The 20353-nt window shown below is 60.1% G+C and carries 19 protein-coding genes; 10 read left to right on the forward strand and 9 right to left on the reverse strand.

The genetic code is table 11. The features are described 5' to 3' along the window. Nucleotides 1–165 precede the first annotated feature (165 nt). Nucleotides 166–918 carry a DUF3530 family protein gene (locus OKC28_RS17650; RefSeq protein WP_021138193.1) on the forward strand — a complete coding sequence of 251 codons (753 nt, stop codon included), beginning with the start codon at nt 166–168 and terminating at the stop codon, nt 916–918. 126 nt (nt 919–1044) lie between these two features. Beyond that, a complete protein-coding gene (locus tag OKC28_RS17655; protein WP_265455710.1) occupies nt 1045–2001 on the forward strand; it encodes a D-2-hydroxyacid dehydrogenase in 957 nt (318 codons plus the stop codon). Nucleotides 2002–2071: 70 nt separating this feature from the next. Here OKC28_RS17655 and OKC28_RS17660 read toward each other — a convergent pair whose 3' ends face one another. Together OKC28_RS17660 and OKC28_RS17665 are read right to left on the reverse strand one after the other, a co-directional pair. Next, nucleotides 2072–2545 (reverse strand): YMGG-like glycine zipper-containing protein, encoded by a 474-nt coding sequence (locus OKC28_RS17660; RefSeq protein WP_265455712.1) that lies wholly within the window; start codon nt 2543–2545, stop codon nt 2072–2074. Nucleotides 2546–2779: 234 nt separating this feature from the next. Continuing rightward, nucleotides 2780–4339 carry a sensor domain-containing diguanylate cyclase gene (locus OKC28_RS17665; RefSeq protein WP_270690618.1) on the reverse strand — a complete coding sequence of 520 codons (1560 nt, stop codon included), beginning with the start codon at nt 4337–4339 and terminating at the stop codon, nt 2780–2782. 286 nt (nt 4340–4625) lie between these two features. On the opposite strand from OKC28_RS17665, the gene OKC28_RS17670 reads away from it, so the two are divergent. Then, entirely contained in the window at nt 4626–5228 is a 603-nt protein-coding gene (locus OKC28_RS17670) for a nitroreductase family protein (protein ID WP_113719865.1), read from the forward strand. 62 nt (nt 5229–5290) lie between these two features. Here OKC28_RS17670 and OKC28_RS17675 read toward each other — a convergent pair whose 3' ends face one another. Beyond that, nucleotides 5291–5944, reverse strand: coding sequence for an HAD-IA family hydrolase (locus OKC28_RS17675; RefSeq protein ID WP_270690621.1), 654 nt, complete (start codon nt 5942–5944; stop codon nt 5291–5293). Then, nucleotides 5941–6165, reverse strand: coding sequence for a hypothetical protein (locus OKC28_RS17680; RefSeq protein ID WP_058393800.1), 225 nt, complete (start codon nt 6163–6165; stop codon nt 5941–5943). Before OKC28_RS17680 ends, OKC28_RS17675 begins: the two co-directional genes overlap by 4 nt. A 115-nt stretch (nt 6166–6280) precedes the next feature. Here OKC28_RS17680 and OKC28_RS17685 point away from each other — a divergent pair, with 115 nt between their 5' ends. Further along, complete coding sequence (locus OKC28_RS17685) at nt 6281–7243, forward strand: LysR family transcriptional regulator (protein WP_270690623.1); 963 nt, start codon at nt 6281–6283, stop codon at nt 7241–7243. Here the strand turns inward: OKC28_RS17685 and OKC28_RS17690 are convergent. The 4 genes from OKC28_RS17690 to OKC28_RS17705 all read right to left on the reverse strand — a co-directional run bounded on the left by OKC28_RS17690 (nt 7229) and on the right by OKC28_RS17705 (nt 10934). Next, nucleotides 7229–8185 (reverse strand): GGDEF domain-containing protein, encoded by a 957-nt coding sequence (locus OKC28_RS17690; RefSeq protein ID WP_265455720.1) that lies wholly within the window; start codon nt 8183–8185, stop codon nt 7229–7231. The two genes, OKC28_RS17685 and OKC28_RS17690, sit on opposite strands and share 15 nt — an antisense overlap. Before the next feature lie 203 nt (nt 8186–8388). Next, nucleotides 8389–9036 (reverse strand): cold shock domain-containing protein, encoded by a 648-nt coding sequence (locus tag OKC28_RS17695; protein WP_256685004.1) that lies wholly within the window; start codon nt 9034–9036, stop codon nt 8389–8391. 119 nt (nt 9037–9155) lie between these two features. Further along, nucleotides 9156–9722 carry a cysteine hydrolase family protein gene (locus OKC28_RS17700; protein WP_256685024.1) on the reverse strand — a complete coding sequence of 189 codons (567 nt, stop codon included), beginning with the start codon at nt 9720–9722 and terminating at the stop codon, nt 9156–9158. Nucleotides 9723–9770: 48 nt separating this feature from the next. Beyond that, nucleotides 9771–10934, reverse strand: a complete 1164-nt coding sequence (locus OKC28_RS17705; protein WP_270690627.1) for an FAD-dependent monooxygenase — start codon at nt 10932–10934, stop codon at nt 9771–9773. Nucleotides 10935–11201: 267 nt separating this feature from the next. Between OKC28_RS17705 and miaB the strand changes: the two genes are divergently transcribed. The 5 genes from miaB (at nt 11202) to lnt (ending at nt 17006) form a co-directional block, all read left to right on the forward strand. After that, a complete protein-coding gene (miaB, locus tag OKC28_RS17710; protein ID WP_005317314.1) occupies nt 11202–12635 on the forward strand; it encodes a tRNA (N6-isopentenyl adenosine(37)-C2)-methylthiotransferase MiaB in 1434 nt (477 codons plus the stop codon). Between the two features lie 56 nt (nt 12636–12691). Further along, nucleotides 12692–13735: a PhoH family protein gene (locus OKC28_RS17715; protein ID WP_125607236.1), complete on the forward strand. Its 1044-nt coding sequence runs from the start codon at nt 12692–12694 to the stop codon at nt 13733–13735. Next, entirely contained in the window at nt 13732–14196 is a 465-nt protein-coding gene (gene ybeY / locus OKC28_RS17720) for an rRNA maturation RNase YbeY (RefSeq protein ID WP_234596037.1), read from the forward strand. Before OKC28_RS17715 ends, ybeY begins: the two co-directional genes overlap by 4 nt. A 103-nt stretch (nt 14197–14299) precedes the next feature. After that, complete coding sequence (gene corC / locus OKC28_RS17725) at nt 14300–15184, forward strand: CNNM family magnesium/cobalt transport protein CorC (protein ID WP_270690632.1); 885 nt, start codon at nt 14300–14302, stop codon at nt 15182–15184. A gap of 277 nt (nt 15185–15461) precedes the next feature. Beyond that, the gene (gene lnt, locus OKC28_RS17730) at nt 15462–17006 is read left to right on the forward strand and encodes an apolipoprotein N-acyltransferase (RefSeq protein WP_125728987.1); all 1545 of its coding nucleotides are present in this window, start codon (nt 15462–15464) and stop codon (nt 17004–17006) included. 86 nt (nt 17007–17092) lie between these two features. Here lnt and OKC28_RS17735 read toward each other — a convergent pair whose 3' ends face one another. Beyond that, on the reverse strand, nt 17093–17599 hold the full coding sequence (locus OKC28_RS17735) for a zinc ribbon-containing protein (RefSeq protein WP_005317324.1): 507 nt from the start codon (nt 17597–17599) through the stop codon (nt 17093–17095). A 145-nt stretch (nt 17600–17744) separates the two neighbouring features. On the opposite strand from OKC28_RS17735, the gene leuS reads away from it, so the two are divergent. Beyond that, nucleotides 17745–20324, forward strand: coding sequence for a leucine--tRNA ligase (gene leuS, locus OKC28_RS17740; protein ID WP_270690636.1), 2580 nt, complete (start codon nt 17745–17747; stop codon nt 20322–20324). Nucleotides 20325–20353 lie beyond the last annotated feature (29 nt).

Here is a 20353-nt window from a genome sequence, read left to right on the forward strand (position 1 = left end):
AAGCCAAGGCCACAGAAATACAGTGTAAAAAAAGCCAATAAAAACAATGCCAGTCAGGCTTAACTGACTGGCATTAAGCCATTGGCTCGCTTTTTTATTGATCCCCTGGCCGCACTTCAGAAAACCGGCCCGCCGCCGCTAACCCAGTTAACCGGGGAGCGCACTATGGCCAGATTATCCTTATCACTGCTGTTACTGACCCTGCTGGCAAGCGGTGCTTCGCAGGCCAGCGAAGTCACGCCACCCGCCCCCCTCGACTACTGGCAGAACAGCGACTGGCAAGGGCTGCCCGATAGCACCCAGATCGACAAGCAGACAGTGCTGTTCGCCAAGCACGACAGCGACAGTTATGTGGGGCTGGCGATCCTGCTGCCAGACTGGCAGCGCAGCGGCCAGCTGTGGCAACTGACACGGGCCCTCGGCCGGCTCGGCTTCGATACCCTGCTGCTGCTTCCCTCTCCCCAACAGGCGGAGCTGGACCCCGCCGCCGAGAAGAAACAGCAGGCCATCGACGACTTTCGCAAGCAGTTTGCCGCCCGCATCATCAAGCTGGGGGATGCCAAGCTGCAAGAAGGGGGCTTCAAGCTGATACTGGCCCAGGGCACCAGCGCCGCCTGGGCCACCAATCTTATCGCCAGCGAGCAAGTGCCCGCCCCCGATGCTCTGGTGCTGCTCGATGGCTTCTTCCCGAATGTGCAAAGTAACCAGACCCTGGCCAAGCAGGTAGCCCAGGCCACCATGCCGACCCTGGATCTCTATCAGGAAGAGGGAGGACGCTGGCCACTGCTGGCCGCCGAAGCTCGTCGCAGCGAGAGTCGCCGCAGCCACAAGCTCAACTACCGTCCCTACGCCTTGATGGAGCTGGATGAAACACCGACCCGCATTCAGGGTTGGCTCACCCACCTCGGCTGGCTCTGACCTCGGCCTGCCCCAAAATGCCGCCAGCGTCACAGACAGCGCCATTGATTCACCATTGACGGCGTTCGGACTGGCTCCCTGGCGCCCATATTTGGCATCATGACGACTCCAATGGCAGGAGGCGTCATGCAGCAGATAGTTTTTCTCGATAGCGATACCCTGGATGCGGGCATCACACTGCACCGGCCCGACTTTCCTCATCACTGGCAGAGCCATCCAAGCACGGCCCCCGAGCAGGTGGTGGAGCGGCTCAGGAATGCCAGCATCGCCATCATCAACAAGGTACGCATCGGCGCCCCTGAGCTGGCACAACTGCCGGATCTCAAGCTGATCGCCCTGGCGGCCACCGGCAGCGACAACGTGGATCTGGAGGCATGCAGGGCAGCCAACGTCGGGGTGTGCAATATCCGCAACTACTCGGGCCCCTCTGTGCCGGAGCATGCCATGGCACTGATGCTGGCCCTGTCGCGCAACCTGTTTGCCTGGCGCCAGTCCCTGCTGGAGGGGCGCTGGCAGCAGAGCGGCCAGTTCTGCTTCTTCGACCACAACATCATGGATCTGCACGGCAAGCAGCTCGGCATCATAGGCAAAGGTACCCTGGGTCAGGCGCTCGGCGAACGGGCGCAGGGGATGGGCATGATAGTGCGTTACGCCCAGAGCCAGACAGGCGCCAGCCACGACGAAGATCGGCTGCCGCTGGAGGCGCTGCTGCAAAGCTCGGATGTGGTCAGCCTGCACTGCCCGCTCACCCCCTACACCCACCACCTGATCGGCGAACGGGAGCTGGCCTTGATGAAACCGGGCGCCTTGCTCATCAACGTGGGCCGTGGCGGCCTGGTGGATGAAGCGGCACTGCTCAAGGCGCTGGCCAACGGTCGCCTCGGCGGCGCCGGTTTCGACGTGGCGAGCGTCGAGCCGCCGCCCCCGGATCATCCGCTGATGCAGGCCCTGCAATACCCCCATTTCATCCTGACACCCCATGTGGCCTGGGCCAGCGAGGAGTCGATGCAGCGCCTCGCGGATCAGCTGATCGACAATATCAACGCCTTCGCCGAGGGACGACGCCAGCACCGGCTGGTCTGAGTCACATCATGCAAAAAGGGGCCTGTTGGCCCCTTCCTCTATTTGTCGCCAGCACGCCGCAAGGCGGGCATCAGTCGTCATGGTGCCATCTGTGTTTCTTGTGCTTTTTGTGCTTCTTATGTTTCTTGTAGTGATGCTCGTCGTCGTAGCGGTTGTTATTGCTCTTGTGACCATCCCCCGTCTTGGCACCGATGGCCGAGCCGCTGGCCCCCCCGACACCGGCCCCGATCAACTGGCCAGTGCTGCCGCCGACGCTCTTGCCGATGGCCGCGCCACCCAGTGCACCGACGGCGCCCCCCAGGGCCGCCTCATTCTTGTTTCCCTTGTTGGCGGTGGCGGCGCCACCGGCCGCACCGCCGAGTGCCGCACCGACCAGGGCACCGGTATCGCCCCCCAGCTCTTTGCCAATCATGGTGCCCGCCACACCGCCTGCACCGCCACCGAGTATGGTGTTGAGGGTTTCCGAGGCCTGCACAGCACAGCTCATCAGCAGCAGGGAGCCCAACAGGGCCAGGGCACTCATGCCGCGCTTTTTCATCTCCATGGGGTACTCCTGTCAAACCTGATTAATTTCCCCTGCACTATACAAATGGCCACCCGCCGCGCCAGTAGCGTAAACAGCCTGACATTTAATCCAAAGGAATCCCGGCAAGACGTCAGGAAGAAAAATCAAAAATTAACACCATGAAAATAAAGATAAAAAATCTCAGTTCGGCACAAGGTGAACGCTATTTAGTCCAACGTCAGGCTGTCGCAGCCCGGCAGGGGCATGCAGGGATCAGACAGATATTGTCACCCCGGGGGATTCAGGCTCACCGCCAGTATCTGGATATGGAAAGAGATGCCAGCGATCCCGACCCAGTCGCTTGCTCTGGTAAAGGTATTCGTCGGCCCGCTCGAACAGAAAAAGGCCATCATCCGGGTAGTGGGCGCCACCCGCGCTCAGGGTGACAGGGGTCTTGAACTCCCGCCACTGCTGGTTGCGTACCCGCGCCAGCAGATGATGCAGTCGTGACTCCAGCTCGTGGCGCCCCCACGGCAGCAGGGCAGCAAACTCGTCCCCCCCGATCCGATAGACGGCGCCAGTGCCAAGCTCGGCAGTCAGCAGCTCGGCTACCCTGCAAAGCACACCATCCCCCACGCTGTGACCCCAGCTGTCGTTGATGCACTTGAAATTGTCCACATCGAACAACACAAGCCAATAAGGCGTCTGGGTCTCGTCCAGCTCGCTTCTGCGCTGGGTAAAGGCACGTCGGTTCATGATGCCGGTAAGGGGGTCGTGCAACAACGCATCCTGCCCTTGGAGGAAGCTGGCCCGGACCTGGTCAATTTCACTCAGGCAGCTGTGCACAAACCAGGTGTTCAGATGGTTCGAGGTTTTGGGGCGGGTGGGATCTTGCACTATGCCCGTCAGCGAGCCGGAAACCAGTGCCTGCTCCTGACGGAACACCCGCACCAAAAAACTGATGCTGCAAAACCAGATGATGAAAAGAGAGAGCAGCGGCACCACCACCATCAGCAAGGCTTCATTGAGGCTGTCACGAAACTGGGCTGGGGGCAGGTAGATATTGAGATCCCAGTCGACATCCTCCAGCTCACGCTTGAGGTGACGTCCATGCCAGATCACATCCAGCCCCAGCAGATGAGAGTCTACCGTCTTATTGGCTTTGTCATAGAGCGCCATCTTGCTGCCCACCACCAGCCGGTTACTGCCTCGTAGGCTGATGTAGATGGCTGCCTGATTACTGCCCATGGCCCGTTGCAATGCTTGTTGAATGGAGTTGACCGACATGTCCACCATCAAGAGGCCGAGCAGTTTGCCCTCGCCATCCTTCACCCGTTTGATCAGGGTAAGGATAAGCTCTTGGGAGCTGTATTCCTGATAGGGGCCAAACCAGACCAGTTCATCCCCTTTCATCGACAAAACCTGATACCAGGGGCGACTTGCGGCGCGGTATTCGGCCGGCTGTATCCAGAGGGGATAACTGCTGATCCGATCGAAACGCGAGTTGTAGAAGTAGATGTAATGGCTGTCGCGTTTGATCTGGTGGGCAACGGCCCAGATAGGATTGTCGGCCGGTTCACCACGGGCGATGGCAGCCTTGTCCAGCGATGCCTCCAGCACGGCCAGCTGACGCTGGTTGGCCAGCACCAGCTCATGAATGAGCGCCGCCTCAATGGAAGAGATCATGTGGCCGTAACCGGCTACCGTCTTGTCGATACTGCGCAGATAGCTGACTGCTGCCAGAGCCAGGGTGACCACAAGCACCAGCGCCCCCAACAGGATGGAGAATGACGTCAACACATAGTAGCGCCGGGTGAGCAGCCATTTGATCATCGCACCTCCACTGAAACAGCTGATGTGAAGCGATTGTATGGTGAGAAGACAAGATGAATCGTTGATTGAAATCAGCGGAAGAACCGCCAATTGATTAAAAACTCTAGAATGTGAGGCGGCTCATTCTTCCCTGCCAACCAATATCCACGGAGAGTAAAAACAGTGACCACTGGGCGTTGACGGTTAAGAGGTAAGCGAGTGTTATAGTCTATAGCTTGCACAATCGGAGCCGGATGGCCTTGCAACGACCACCGAATGCGATTATCTGTCAAACAAAGGAGATGTTATGAGCAGTCCGTTTATCGAACAGATCAAAGTACGTCGTACCATCTATGCCCTGGGCGACCAGGTGTCTCACACGCCGGAGCAGCTGACGACCCTGATCCAGGATGCCATCAAGCACAGCCCCTCCTCTTTCAACTCCCAGAGCTCCCGCGCCGTCATACTGTTTGGCGCCCAGCACCACAAGCTGTGGGATATCGTCAAGGCCGAGCTGAAGAAAATCGTGCCACCGGACGCCTATGCCCAGAGTGAAACCAAAGTAGATGGCAGCTTCCGCGCAGGGTTCGGCACAGTGCTGTTTTTCGAGGATACGGATGTCATCAAGGATCTGCAGCAGAAGTTTGCGCTGTATGCCGACAACTTCCCCATCTGGTCGGAACATGCCACCGGCATCGCCCAGTTTGCGGTCTGGACCACCCTGGCCCAGGAGAAAGTTGGCGCCTCCCTGCAACACTACAATCCGCTGATCGACGAAGCGGTGCGCAAGGAGTGGGACCTGCCCGCCAGCTGGCTGCTGCGCGCCCAGATGCCTTTTGGCAGCATCGAGCAACCGGCTGGCGACAAGACCTTCATGGATGATGTAGTGCGGTTTCGCGTCTTCAAATAACCCGGACCCCACATCCGCTTCAAGCCCCCGCTGGTCGGGGGCTGCTTGTTTCCAGACGCCCGTCAGGTCAGCAGGCCAACCTGCAACATACCCTTCTCGTCTTCTTCCACACTCACCTGACGCCAATCCTGGATCACGGCCATGACGGCCGGATCCAGCAACCGCTTGCCTCCGACCTGCACCACGGCGCAGCCGGCTCGCAGGGCGCTCTGTATGCCAGCCGGTGCATCCTCGAACACCAGACAGTCGGCGGGGGCAACCCCGAGCCGCTCAGCCCCCAGCAGATAGGGTTCGGGGTCCGGCTTGCCATGAAGCACGTCCTCCGCTCCCACCAGCAGGGTAGGTAGCGACAAACCGGCACTCTCCAGCCGATGGCGGGCAACCCTCTGGCTGGCGGAGGTGACCAGCGCCCAGCGCTCGGCTGGCAAGCGGCTCAGCAGAGCCCGGCTGCCCATGATGGCCTCACCGCGCCCGGTGTGATGGATCTCCAGCTCATCGAGCAGGGCCACCTCCTGCGCCATGTCCAGCTGCGGTGCCAGGGCCCGGATCACCTCCCGCGAGCGCAAGCCGTGACACATGGCCAGCACAGGCTCAGGGGCCAGCTGATGACGTCGGCACCAGAGTCGCCACACGGTTTCCACCTCGTCGGTGGAGTGAACCAGGGTGCCATCCATGTCCAGCAACAGGGCCGCAGCCCGCAGGGTGAGCCGGGTCATGACGAAGCCCCAGCCAGCACATTGCTGAAGGCCCGCTGCTGGGCACTCTGCTCATAACAGGCCAACGCCTGCTCGGCATTGCTCGCCCACACTTGCAAAGGCCCGACGACGAAGCCTTGCTGCAGCAGGCTGGTCAGCAGTTCTCCCGTCTCCGGCGCAGCCAGTGGTTGGGCCATCACCAGGGTTCCCTTGATCAGAAACAGATAGCGTTCGGTAGACATGATATGGCTCCTTGTTGCACGTCAGAGCGGGCAAATGGCCCGTAACGAGACCATTAGAACAAGGCAGTTAGATAATTTATAATCAATTAATCGCCACATTGGATAACCAAACGGAATGAAATTCGACTTGAGGCAACTGCAGGCATTCGTGATGCTGGCCGAGACCGCCAACTACCGGGAGGCTGCCAGCCGGCTGTTTATCACCCAGCCGGCGCTGACCAAGCAGATCCAGGGGCTGGAGCTGGCCCTTGGCAGCACCCTGTTCAACCGGGGTCGCCATGGCGCCCAACTGACCGCCATCGGCACCCAGCTGCTCACCCAGGCCAGCGCACTGGTCGAGCACGGCAGGGGATTTGAACGCCATGCCCTGGCGCTGGCGAGCGGCATTGCCGGACGGCTCAAGATTGGCTTCGGGCTGTCCAGCTTTGCGCTGGCTCCTTCGCTGGTCGCCCGCTTCAAGCAGCAGGTACCCGATGTGATGGTACACATGCAGGACATGACCTCAGCCACCCAGCATGAGCGTCTGCTGTCGGGTCAGTTGCAACTGGGCTTCATGCGCAGACCACAGGCCCCTCAATTGCAAGAGTACAGATTGCTGACCGACCGGCTGGTGCTGGCCGTTCCCAGCCAGATGACGGGGCCGGATCCGGCCACCTTCGACGTTGAGTCGGCCCTCGCCAACCAGCCCCTGCTGCAAATGGTCGGCCATCGTTGTCCTGGGCTGAGCCAGCAGATCGCCAGCTTCCTTGGCGCCAACCGGCTGACCGCCATAGTCCAGGAAGCAGAGGATATACAGACACTGGTCGCGTTGGTGGCCGCCGGGATCGGCAACGCCATACTGCCACGCAGCGTCAGCTTTATCGCGGGCCAGGGTGTCACCCTCTACCCCTTGTCCGGGCCAAAGTCAGAGTGGGAAATCAGTCTGGTCTGGAATTCCGAGTTTGCCGATCCTATTCGCGATCGATTCCTGCAGCTGGTCATGGCGGCACATCCCGCACCTCAGCAGGCAGAGTCAGAAGGGATAAAGCCTCGCCACGGTCCCATTATCGAATGTGGCCTTCACTCAAGGGTTGGGTAATGAGGGACAAGCCACGCTGTGGCAACGGTTCTTCCCCTCCTTCTTGGCCGTGTAGAGAGCCATGTCGGCTGCGGCCAGCAGCTCATCTTCCGAGATCAGCACCCGCTCCGGGAGCTGGGTAGCAATGCCGATACTGGCGCTGAGCCGGGCATCGCCCAGCTCATTCATACTCAACTCCTTGATCCCGAGGCGAATCGCCTCCCCCATCCTCAAGGCTGCCTCCTTGCCGGTATTGCCGAGGACCACCGCAAATTCATCGCCCCCGAACCGGCTTGGCAAATCCGCAGGCCGCTGGCAAAAGGCGTTGAGAAGGTGACCCACCTGCCGCAAGAGATCATCTCCAACCTGATGGCCGAAGTGATCGTTGCACGCCTTGAAGTTGTCCAGATCAAGCATGATGAAGGAGATGGGCGTGCGCTCCCGCATGCTGCGGCGCCACTCGTTATGCAGAAAACTGTTGAACAGGCGCCGGTTGGCAAGACCTGTCAGGGGATCATGCTGGGAGAGGTGGGTCACATCCAGCTCCAGCAACTTGCGCTCAGTGATATTGATATGGGTGATGGTATAAAACTCGACATCCACCCCCAGCACGGGGGAGACCCGCATCATGAACCAGCGCTGTATATCCGGGCTGTGGCAGGGATACTCCAGATGGAAATGGTCCTGTTCGCCACAGAGCACCCGGCGGATCCCCTCTGCCGCCATCAGCACCAGCGGCTCGACGGCGCTGTCGAACACCCGCAAGTAGTTGATACCCAGCCAGTCATACCCTTTTGGCATGCCGTTTTGCTCGGCAAACCGGTTCCAGGCGAGGTTGGTGTAGTGGATAACCCCAGCCCGATCAATCACGGCGATCTGGTCTTCCAGCGAGTTCAGCAAGGCTGCCAGGTACTGCGCCCGTTCGGAAAAGTGAAACAACGAGCCCTGAAAGTAATCCACCATGACCATGATCCTGAAAAAATAATAAACGGCATATACGGCAACAAACGAGTCAGTACTAGAAGTAAAGCTGCCATCCGTCACCTTGCCAACAAAGGTGGCGCCAACGAACAGACAGGGCATGGCCCGGTATTACCCTATCCGATATGGCGCATCAGCATGAAAAGAGCTGTGGATATTCGCAGCGGCAATCGGGCAGGCCAGCCTCAGTGGCCACACCACTGCCGTTCACAGGGCACCCCATCCCCCTCTCCGTCCATCTTGGTGTTCGGGCAATGTCGCAAGAACCAGATAGCCTCCTCGCAAGAGGTCATCTGGGAGCAATACTCACGACCATCGCACTGATAGCTGAGAGCAGAGGTCTGTGGCGTGCTACGGGAGGCACTGCCTTCATCACCAATGAAGGAGGAAACCGGCAAGGGGACCACAGAGTCGGTCGAAAAACGGGAGTAGAGGGAGAACAATCCCACCACCAGCAGCAGGGGGATCAATTTGCCACGCCAGCTGCTCTTGTGGCGATAGACGGGGCGAGGGCGGGATGATGCTGGTTGTGGCGATCGGGTGCTGGTCTCTCTGCCGAGCCGGGGGGATGCAGAAGGTGGATTGAACCCGTCCGCCAGCGACAAGGGTCTGTCGGGAAAGAACACCTGCACGGCTCTGGGCTTGTCATCCTTGCCAGTGCCTAACTGGTAGGAGACGCGCTCCCCGACGTTGGGCAGCGAGCCATCGGATTGCAGAGCCGAAATGTGCACGAACAGTTCGCTCCCTTGCTGCTCGCCCCCCTCCTGCTCCGGCGTGATAAAGCCGAAGCCTCGCGCCTCGTTCCAGCTCGCGATCCTTCCCTGATAACGCATGCCCTCATCCTTGTGGCCATCAATGCTGACACCATGTTGCCCTAAAACGGCGCCAGCTCAACAGAGGCCTGGGGACAAAATGTCAAAATAGTGAGCGAAAACAGCCTTGACCGGCGAGATCACTCCAGCTGGGCCACCTTGATGATCTCGGCAATACGACCGAGCAAGCGCAGCGAGGTGTGATGCTCGGTGGCATCCGCCGCCGCGCAGGCATCCTCCAGTATGGTGATGGCGTAGTCTCGATCGTGCCCCTCCCGCGCCGCCGCCTGAATGGCCCAGCTGGTGCTGACCCCGCACAGATAGAGGTGATCGATATGATTGGCCCGCAGTGCCGGTTCCAGTGCAGTGCCATAGAAGGGGCTCACTCTGGGCTTGGTCAGCACCAGATCACCGGGTTGCACATCCAGCTCGGGGTGAAAGTCGGTGCCATTATCGGCAAGCGACAGAGCCCCAAACTGCTTGGCCCGGCCAAACATAGGGGACCCCTTGGGTTGCAGCCGGTAGCCGCCATCAAAGCCGACCTTGATCAGGATCACCAGCCAGCCGTGGGCGCGGGCATGGGCCAGCGCCTGATTGGCATGAGCGATGGCGTCTTGTTCCACCACATGGGCAGCCGAGGCAGCGATACGTCCGTCCGGGTGGGCAATGTCGTTGATAAAATCGATCACCAGCAGTGCTTTGTTCATCACTTTCTCCTCTGCGCAAATCAGATCCGGCAATCTTGTTCACATCATTCATACCAGCCCCAGTGCGTAGCGCAGCGCCATCTCCTTGAGCGGGCCTGCCTTGTCCGCCAGATTGAGGGCCAGATTGCGAGCCAGCTTGAGCGGTCCTATCTCGTTGCTGAACACACCGTAAAAGAGATCCATCCCCGACTGCATCAGCAGGTTGTCGGGGCGACGACGGCGCTCGTAGCGCTCCGCCAGAGCCGGCTGATACCAGTCGGCACCGGCTTTTGCCAGCAACCCGGCCCAGCAGGCCACATCCTTGAAGCCAAGGTTGACCCCCTGCCCCGCCAGCGGGTTGATGGTGTGGGCGGCATCGCCGAGCAGCACTACCCGACCGGCGTGATAGTCATTGGCGTGGCGCCGCACCAGCGGGAAACTCCCCTTGGCCGTGACGGTGAAGCCGCCGAGCCGGGCCGGAAAGTGGCGGCGCACCTCCTCCCCCAGCTTTTTGTTGCTCATGGCCGACAAGGCACGAATGCGGGCGGGATTGTCATACCAGACCAGGGAGCCATGCTGGCCGGGCAGCGGCAGGAAGGCGCGCGGGCCACTCGGGGTAAATTGCTGCCAGGTGATGTCTTCCTGCGCAAACTCGGTGGCGATGTTGATCAGCATGCAGTGCTGGCGATACTCGAAGCGGGACACGCCTATGCCAGCCAGCCGGCGCATCTGGGACTCGGCACCATCGCAGGCCAGCACCCAGCGAGCACAAAGCTCTGTGCCGTCGTCCAGGGTCAGTACCGCCTCATCCGCGCTCTGACGCAGGCTTATCACCGCTGCCGGTGTGTGGGTCTGGATGTTGGGGAAATCCTCCATCCTCTTGAGCAGGGCCAGCTGCACCAGCCGGTTCTCTATGATGTAGCCAAGCTGGGGCAGGCCGAGATCGGCCGCGTCGAACCGGGTGGCAAAGCCATCCAGCTCCCAGGTCTCCAGCCGGCGGTAGGGACAGAGCCGCATCTGCTGCAGGTGCGACCAGGCTCCGGCCTGATCCAGCATCGCCACCGAGGCCTGGCTGATGGCGGAAACCCGCAGATCCAGCGGCTGCTCGGGGGCGTATTGCTCGGGCAATTGGGTCTCTATGACCCGAATGGAGAGGCCCTGTGCCGCCAGCAGACAGGCGGTGGCGGCGCCGACCATGCCAGCGCCGACGATGGCGATATCACACTGTTCCATAACTTGATTCCTGAAAAGGGACGCACCGGACCAGAGTAGGCGGGGCCGGACCGAATGGGGACATGATACCGCAAGGGACCGGTAGAAACAGTGAGACAAATTGCGAATTGCTGCGCCAAATCAAGGAGAAAGCCCATACCCATACGGACAAGCTCCGGGGCAAAGCCCCCCATGGCGGGCTGGATATTAGCTAGGCAGTATCCAGATTGCGGAGTAAAATGCCCGGTCCTTTGACCATGCCGATTTCAACACAAGTCAAGAGAAGCAATGAGCAAGAAACTTCACATTAAAACCTGGGGTTGCCAGATGAACGAGTATGACTCGTCCAAGATGGCCGACCTGTTAGATGCCAGCAATGGCTACACGCTGACCGAAGAGCCCGAAGAGGCAGATGTCTTGCTGCTGAATACCTGCTCCATTCGCGAAAAAGCACAGGAGAAGGTGTTCCACCAGCTGGGCCGCTGGAAAAAGCTCAAAGCAAACAAACCCGGTCTGGTGATCGGCGTGGGTGGCTGCGTTGCCTCTCAGGAAGGGGAGAACATTCGCAGTCGCGCCCCCTATGTGGATATCGTCTTCGGTCCGCAGACCCTGCATCGCCTGCCCGCCATGATCAAGCAGGTCCAGGAGGGCCGTGGCGCCCAGGTGGACATCGCCTTCCCCGAGATCGAAAAATTCGACAGTCTGCCGGAACCCCGCGCCGAAGGTGCCACCGCCTTTGTCTCCATCATGGAAGGCTGCTCCAAATACTGCTCCTTCTGCGTGGTGCCCTACACCCGCGGCGAGGAGGTGAGCCGGCCGATGGATGACGTGCTCTACGAAATCGCCCAACTCGCCGAACAGGGCGTGCGCGAGGTGAACCTGCTGGGCCAGAACGTCAACGCCTATCGGGGCCCGACCTTTGATGGCAGCATCTGCTCCTTCGCCGAGCTGCTGCGCCTGGTGGCCGCCATCGACGGCATAGACCGCATTCGCTACACCACCAGCCATCCCATCGAGTTCACCGACGACATCATCGAGGTCTACAAGGACACGCCGGAAGTGGTCAGCTTCCTGCACCTGCCGGTGCAGAGCGGTTCGGATCGCATCCTGACCATGATGAAGCGCCCGCATACCGTGCTGGAGTACAAGTCCAAGATCCGTCGCCTGCGCGCCGCCCGTCCCGACATCACCATCAGTTCCGACTTTATCGTCGGCTTCCCGAACGAGACGGACGAGGATTTCGAGGCCACCATGAAGCTGATCGAAGAGATCAACTTCGACATGAGCTTCAGCTTCATCTATAGCCCGCGTCCCGGCACGCCGGCCGCCGACATGCCAGACGACGTCGACATGGAAGTGAAGAAGGTCCGTCTGGCTCGCCTGCAGCATGTCATCAACAACCAGTCGATGCAGATTGGCCGTGCCATGCTGGGCTCCACCCAGCGCATCCTGGTGGAAGGGCCCTCCAGGCTCGACCCCATGCAGCTGTGTGGTCGCACCGAGAACAACCGCGTGGTCAACTTCGAAGGGGCGCATACCCTCATCGGCGGCTTTGCCGATGTGGAGATCACCGAGGTACGCCCCAACTCACTGCGCGGTCGCTTTATCCGCGGTGAGGATGAGATGAACCTGCGCATCGCCACTGCGCCCCGCGAGATCCTGGCTCGTCGTCCCGACAATGTGCCCGATGCCCTCGGCGTGGCCGCCTTCACTCCCCACTAATCTCTTCGTGCCCATCTGGCCTTGCCGGATGGGCACTGCGTCAAGACGAGGATATTTTGAGCCGACACATAGCGACCCTGAATCTGCATCTGGAGCCCGCCGACAACCAGCGCCTTGCCAGCCTGTGCGGCCCCTTCGATGACAACATCAAGCAGCTGGAGCGCCGTCTCGGCGTCGAGATCAGCTACCGTGACAACCACTTCCAGTTGCTGGGCAAACAGGCCCAGGTGGATGCGGCGGCCGTCATCCTCAAGCACCTCTATGTGGAAACCCAGCCCCTCAAGGGCGGCAAGGTGACCGACATCATCCCCGACATGGTGCATCTGGCCATTCAGGAGTCGCGGGTGCTGGAGCAAGATGACGAACCGGCATCAAGCATCCCCTATGGCAAGGAGGTGACGGTCAAGACCAAACGCGGCCTCATCAAGCCACGCAGCCCCAATCAGGCCCAGTACATCGCCAATATCGTCAGCCACGACATCTGTTTCGGCATAGGCCCGGCCGGTACCGGCAAGACCTATCTGGCTGTGGCAGCGGCGGTGGATGCGCTGGAGCGTCAGGAGATCCGTCGCATACTGCTGACCCGTCCTGCGGTGGAAGCGGGTGAGAAACTCGGCTTTCTGCCCGGGGACCTCTCCCAAAAGGTCGACCCTTACCTGCGCCCGCTCTACGATGCCTTGTTCGAGATGCTGGGGTTCGAGCGGGTCGAGAAGCTGATGGAGCGCAACATCATCGAAGTGGCGCCGCTCGCCTATATGCGCGGTCGCACCCTCAATGATGCCTTCATCATCCTGGATGAGGCCCAGAACACCACCACAGAGCAGATGAAGATGTTCCTGACCCGCATCGGCTTCAACTCCAAGGCGGTGGTGACCGGTGATATCACTCAGGTGGACCTGCCACGTAACGCCAAATCCGGTCTGCGCCACGCGCTGGAAGTGCTGCAAGGTGTCGATGGCCTGTCGTTCAACTTCTTTGAATCCAAGGACGTGGTTCGCCACCCTGTGGTGGCACGCATAGTGCAGGCGTACGAAGCGTTCGATGCCAAACTGGCAGACGAGCAGGCGGCCAGCAAATCCCACAAGGAGAGTGCCCAATGAGTGTGACCCTGGATCTGCAACTGGCCTGCGCGGACACCGACGGTCTGCCCGGCGAAGCACAGCTGCAAGGCTGGCTGGACGGCACCATTCTCGGCTTCCAAGAAGAGGCCGAAGTAACGGTGCGTATCGTCGACGAGGCGGAGAGCCGCGAGCTCAACCTCACCTATCGCAGCAAGGACAAGCCCACCAATGTGCTCTCCTTCCCGTTCGAGGCGCCACCCGGCATGGAACTGCCGCTGCTCGGCGATCTCGTCATCTGCCGCCAGGTGGTGGAACAGGAGGCTGCCGAGCAGAACAAGCCGCTGGAAGCACACTGGGCCCACATGGTTGTGCATGGCAGTCTCCATCTGCTAGGTTATGACCATATCGAGGATGACGAGGCCGAGGAGATGGAACAGCTGGAGCGTGACATCATGCAGGAACTCGGCTTTGCCGATCCTTATCTGAACGACGAAGAGTAAAAGCGTAAAGGGCGGGAGAGTCATCGTCTTGAAACAGCCGATGGCCATCCTTATATCACCAAGACAATTCCGAATGTGTTCAAGCGAGTAACCAAGAGAAAAAATGACTGACGATCACCCTAGTACCGGCTCGCCGAAGAAAACCTGGCTCGACAAACTCAGCCAACTCTTCCAGGGCGAGCCAAGAGACCGCAACGATTTGGTGGATGTGATAGCGGATGCCGAGGAGCGCGATCTCATCGATCAGGACACCAAGGACATGATTGAAGGCGTGCTCGAAATAGCCGAGTTGCGCGTTCGCGACATCATGATCCCCCGCTCCCAGATGGTCACCATAGAGAAGTCCCAGCCGGTGGACGATATCTTGCCCGTGATCATAGAGTCAGGTCACTCCCGCTTTCCGGTGATCAACGAAGACAAGGATCATGTGGAGGGCATACTGCTCGCCAAGGATCTGCTGCCGTTCGGTTTTGGCGGCCACCATGCCAGCGAGCCGCTGCAGCTGGAAAAAATCCTGCGCCCGACCGTGATAGTGCCCGAGAGCAAGCGGGTCGACAGGCTGCTCAAGGAGTTTCGCGAAGAGCGCTATCACATGGCCATCGTCGTGGACGAGTTTGGTGGTGTCTCGGGTCTCGTGACCATTGAGGACATACTGGAGCTCATCGTCGGCGAGATCGATGACGAGTTCGACGACATCGAAGATGAGCCGGACGAGATCCGCCGCATCAGCAAGCGGGTCTTCGCAGTCAGCGCCCTCACCGAGATCGAGGATTTCAACGACTTCTTCGGCACCCAGTTCAGCGATGATGAGGTGGATACTGTGGGCGGTCTTGTGATGCACGCCTTCAGCCACCTGCCGAAAAAGGGCGAGGAGATCGAGCTGCAAGGATACCTGTTCAAGGTGATGCACGCCGACCGGCGCCGCCTGCAACAGCTGCAGGTGAAGATCCCCGACAACCATGTCGCGGCCCAGTCTGAAGCGCAATAAGTCGCTCTGACGCCCTGTAAGCCTCACGCAGCTGTCTTGCCGTGAAGCATCAGCGCCCCGCTCGTCGGGGCGCTTGCCGTTTGGTGGCAGGGCAAGCTGCCGCCCCTTGACACTACCGCCCTCCCTTACCTCAGTGAACCGTGCCCGTCTCCCATTTTCTGCCCGGCTTTTTGCTTGAACAGGTCCAGGCAGTCGGGAGGCTCGCCGTTAACCGCATTTACAGGTTAAGATACCGGCCAATCAAACTGTTATCGTCCAATCCGAGCCTGCATAGTCCGTGAAATCATCGCCCGTGAAATCAAAACTCCTGACCAGTCTGTTTGCCATGGCATCCGGCGCGCTCGCCGTCCTGGCCTTCTCGCCGTTCGACTACTGGCCTCTGGTCATCCCTTCCCTGCTCGGTCTCTATGCGCTGCTGGACAAGGCCAACCCCAAACAGGCGGCCTGGCGCGGTTTTGGTTATGCCATGGGCCTGTTCCTGCCGGGGCTATGGTGGATCCATGTCAGCATGACCATGTTTGGCGGCATCATGCTGCCGGTCGCCTTTGTATTGCTGGCAGGGCTCTCGGCTTATCTGGCGCTCTATCCGGCCCTGGCCTGCTGGGCCTTTGCCCGCTTCTTCAGCGGCCGTCACTGGAGCCGCTGGCTGCTCGCCTTCCCGGCACTCTGGCTGGTGGCTGACTGGTTGCGGGGCTGGGTGATGACAGGCTTCCCCTGGCTCTGGTTTGGTTACAGCCAGATCGACGGGCCGCTCAAGGGCTTTGCCCCCATATTGGGGGTGCAGGGCATCACGCTGGCACTGCTGCTGTCGACGTCCGCCCTCTGGCTGGTGTGGCAGAACCGCAAACCCGTCTGGCTGCTGGTGCCCGTTGCACTGATCAGTGCCGCCCATGGACTGATGCAGCTCAACTGGGTGACCCGGGGCGAGCCGGTCAAGGTAGCTCTGGTACAGGGCAATATCGCCCAGTCCCTCAAGTGGGATCCGGAGGCCCTGGTACCGACGGTGCGCACCTATCAGGATCTCAGCCGCGAAAATCAGGATGCCGACATCATCATCTGGCCGGAATCGGCGATCCCGGCCATCGAGAAAGAGATGGGCAACTACCTGGAGAGCCTGGACAAGGCGATGAAGGTGAACGATACGGGTCTGCTGGCAGGCATAGTCCACTACGATTTCGAGCAGCAGCGCTTCTTCAATACGGTGCTTGGCATGGGAGTGCAGGACGCTGACGGCAAGGAGGCGTATCACTATGAGCACAAGAACCGCTACTACAAGCACCACCTGCTGCCCATCGGCGAGTTCGTGCCGTTTGAGGATCTGCTGCGCCCCATAGCCCCCTTCTTCAACCTGCCCATGTCCTCCTTCAGCCGGGGGGACGAACAGCAACCGAACCTGATTGCCAAGGGGCTCAAGTTTGCCGCCGCCATCTGCTACGAGATCATCTTCCCTGAAGAGGTGCGCCGCAATGTGCAGCCTGATACCGACTTCCTGCTGACCGTTTCCAATGATGCCTGGTTCGGCACCAGTATCGGCCCCTGGCAGCACCTGCAGATCGCCCGCATGCGTGCCCTCGAGCTGGCACGCCCGCTGCTGCGGGGAACCAACACTGGCATCACGGTCGTCACCGAGATTGACGGCAGCATCATAGGTCAGATCCCGCAGTTCGAAGCAGGGGTGCTGCGCGCCGAGGTACGTCCCGCCCACGGATCCACCCCCTACCTGCGCTTTGGCGACTGGCCGCTGTACGGCATGACGGCCCTGCTGCTGGGGCTCGCGCTGGCGTTGCGTCCACGTGCCCATCCCTGGGCCCGTGAGCTCTGATCCGGCACGTTCCGACACCCGCACATCAACAAAAGAGGCGCCCCATGGGGCGCCTCTTGCCATTTCATTTCGCTAGTTGATGGTATTCAGGGCGAGAGCGGCTCGCGGTGATATTCGTGGCCACCACATTCGGGGCAGGTATCGAGTGGTTGAGGGTGCAGCACTGTATGGCGCCAGCCGCACTGCTCGCACACCATGACGCCGAGTCCCACCCAGTCTCCCGCTTCGTACACCCCTTTGTGTTCCAGCTCGTCGGCCAGCTCGCGCCACTCCACCTGGGCGCGGTCGGTCACATCCGCCAACCAGGACCAGGCGGTGTCTTTGAGGGCCAGCATGAAGGCGGACTCCTCCACGGCCTCATCGCTGCGGGCTTTATCATCGTTGCGGCTCAGCTCATAGTTGCCCAGATCCCGCTTCACGTATTCGGCGATCAGCGCCAGCTCATCCTGGGTCAGGTCGCTGGCGGCCTCCAGATAGGCCTGCACCTTGGCGATCATCCGGTTGAGGCGCTCCCCCTGGAACTGTTCGGTCTCCTGCCACTGCTTTTGCAACTCTGCAATGAAGGCTTCGTACCCTTTTTGACGTTTGTCCATGGTCGTTACTCCTCTACTGAACCCTGATCATGCCCGGCATAAGGCCTGACGGATGCTGGCGGTTGTTGCCGCCGCTGGATATGGGTATTCTATTGCGATTTCCCAGCTGATTTATCTATTCATTTCACAGATCCGGATGTCACCAATGCAAGAGCAATACGTTCCCCAATCGATCGAACCAGCAGTGCAAAAGCACTGGGATGCCAAGAAAACCTTCAAGGCCGTGGAGAAAGTAGACAAGGAGAAATTCTACTGCCTGTCCATGTTCCCCTATCCGTCTGGTCGTCTACACATGGGGCACGTTCGTAACTACACCATAGGTGATGTGATCTCCCGTTATCAACGCCTCAATGGCAAGAACGTGCTGCAACCCATAGGTTGGGATGCATTCGGTCTGCCGGCGGAGAACGCCGCGGTCAAGAATAATACCGCACCGGCACCCTGGACCTACGAAAACATCGAATACATGAAGAACCAGCTGAAGATGCTGGGGCTGGGTTATGACTGGGATCGCGAGCTGGCGACCTGCAAGCCGGATTACTACCGCTGGGAGCAGTGGTTCTTCACCAAGCTCTACGAAAAGGGTCTGGTCTACAAGAAGACCTCATCCGTCAACTGGTGTCCGAACGACATGACGGTACTGGCCAACGAGCAGGTGGTCGACAACTGCTGCTGGCGCTGTGACACCCCGGTGGAGCAAAAAGAGATCCCCCAGTGGTTCATCAAGATCACCGACTACGCCGAAGAGCTGTTGAACGACATCGACAATCTGGAAGGCTGGCCGGAGATGGTCAAGACCATGCAGCGCAACTGGATTGGCCGCTCCGAAGGGGTCAACATCCACTTCCAGATCGCCGATCAGGATGGCGACCTCGAGGTCTACACCACCCGTCCCGATACCCTGATGGGTGTCACCTATGTGGGCATCGCCGCCGGTCACCCGCTGGCCCTGCAGGCTGCCGCCACCAATCCGGCTCTGGCCGCCTTTATCGACGAATGCAAGAACACCAAGGTTGCCGAAGCAGAACTGGCCACCATGGAAAAGAAAGGCATGGCCACCGGCCTCTATGCCATTCATCCGCTGGATGGTCGCAAGGTGCCGGTCTGGGTCGCCAACTTCGTACTGATGAACTATGGCACCGGCGCCGTGATGGCCGTTCCGGGCCACGACCAGCGCGATCATGAGTTCGCTACCAAGTACGGTCTCGAGATCAAGGCGGTGATCAAGCAGGCTGACGGTGAAGCGCCGAACGTGATCGAGGCAGCCTACACCGACAAGGGCGTACTGTTCGCCTCCGGCGAGTTCGACGGTCTCGAGTTCCAGGCCGCTTTCGATGCCATCGCCAGCAAGCTGGAAGCGCTCGGCAAGGGCAAGCGCACCGTCAACTTCCGTCTGCGTGACTGGGGCGTCTCCCGTCAGCGTTACTGGGGTGCCCCCATCCCCATGCTGACCTTGGCTGACGGCACAGTTGTGCCGACCCCGGAAGATCAGCTGCCGGTACTGCTGCCGGAAGATGTGGTGATGGATGGCATCCAGAGCCCGATCAAGGCCGATGCCGAGTGGGCCAAGACCACTTACAACGGCCAGGAAGCGTTCCGGGAAACTGACACTTTTGACACCTTTATGGAGTCCTCCTGGTACTACGCCCGCTACTGCTCACCAGACTACGACAAGGGTATGCTGGATCCGGCTGCTGCCAACCACTGGCTGCCGGTGGATCAGTACATCGGCGGTATCGAGCACGCCTGTATGCACCTGCTCTACGCCCGCTTCTTCCACAAGCTGCTGCGTGACGCGGGTCTGGTGAACAGCGACGAGCCGTTCAAGCGCCTGCTCTGCCAGGGCATGGTGCTGGCCGACGCCTTCTACTACAAAGATGAGAAGGGCGGCAACGTCTGGGTTAGCCCGACCGACGTCAAGGTAGAGCGTGACGACAAGGGTCGCATCACCAAGGCCATCGACCTTGAGGATCGAGAAGTGATCCACTCCGGCATGACCAAGATGTCCAAGTCCAAGAACAACGGCATAGACCCGCAGCTGATGGTCGAGCGTTACGGCGCCGATACCGTCCGTCTGTTCATGATGTTCGCCTCCCCGGCCGAGATGACCCTGGAGTGGTCCGACTCCGGCGTAGAAGGCGCCCAGCGCTTCCTGCGTCGCCTGTGGCGTCTGACCTTTGAACATGTCTCTGCTGGCGCCGTGCCTGCACTGGATCTGGCTGCCCTCACCAACGAACAGAAAGCCGTTCGCCGCGAGCTGCACAAGACCATCGCCAAGGTGAGCGATGACGTGGGTCGCCGTCAGACCTTCAACACCGCCATCGCCGCCATCATGGAGCTGATGAACAATCTGGCCAAGCTGGGCTCAGACGAGCAGGACCGCGCCCTGATGCAGGAAGCGCTGGAAGCCGTTGTGGTCATGCTCTCCCCCATCACCCCGCACATCGGCTTCGAGCTGTGGAAGATGCTGGGCAAGAGCAACGACGTGGATCACGCCACCTGGCCGGTGGCCGATGAAGCGGCCATGGTCGAGACCGAGAAGCTGGTCGTGGTGCAGATCAACGGCAAGATGCGCGGCAAGCTGACCGTACCGGCCGAGATCAGCCAGGCTGATGTCGAGAAGCTCGCCATGGCCGATGCCTCTGTGCAGAAGTTCACCGACGGTCTGACAGTGCGCAAAGTTATCTATGTACCGGGCAAGCTGCTCAACATTGTCGCTAACTAATGGTGGCAAGGCCTCTCCCCTGCACTCCT

It is taken from the genome of Aeromonas sp. D3 (assembly GCF_027705025.1).
Lineage (GTDB): Bacteria > Pseudomonadota > Gammaproteobacteria > Enterobacterales > Aeromonadaceae > Aeromonas > Aeromonas salmonicida.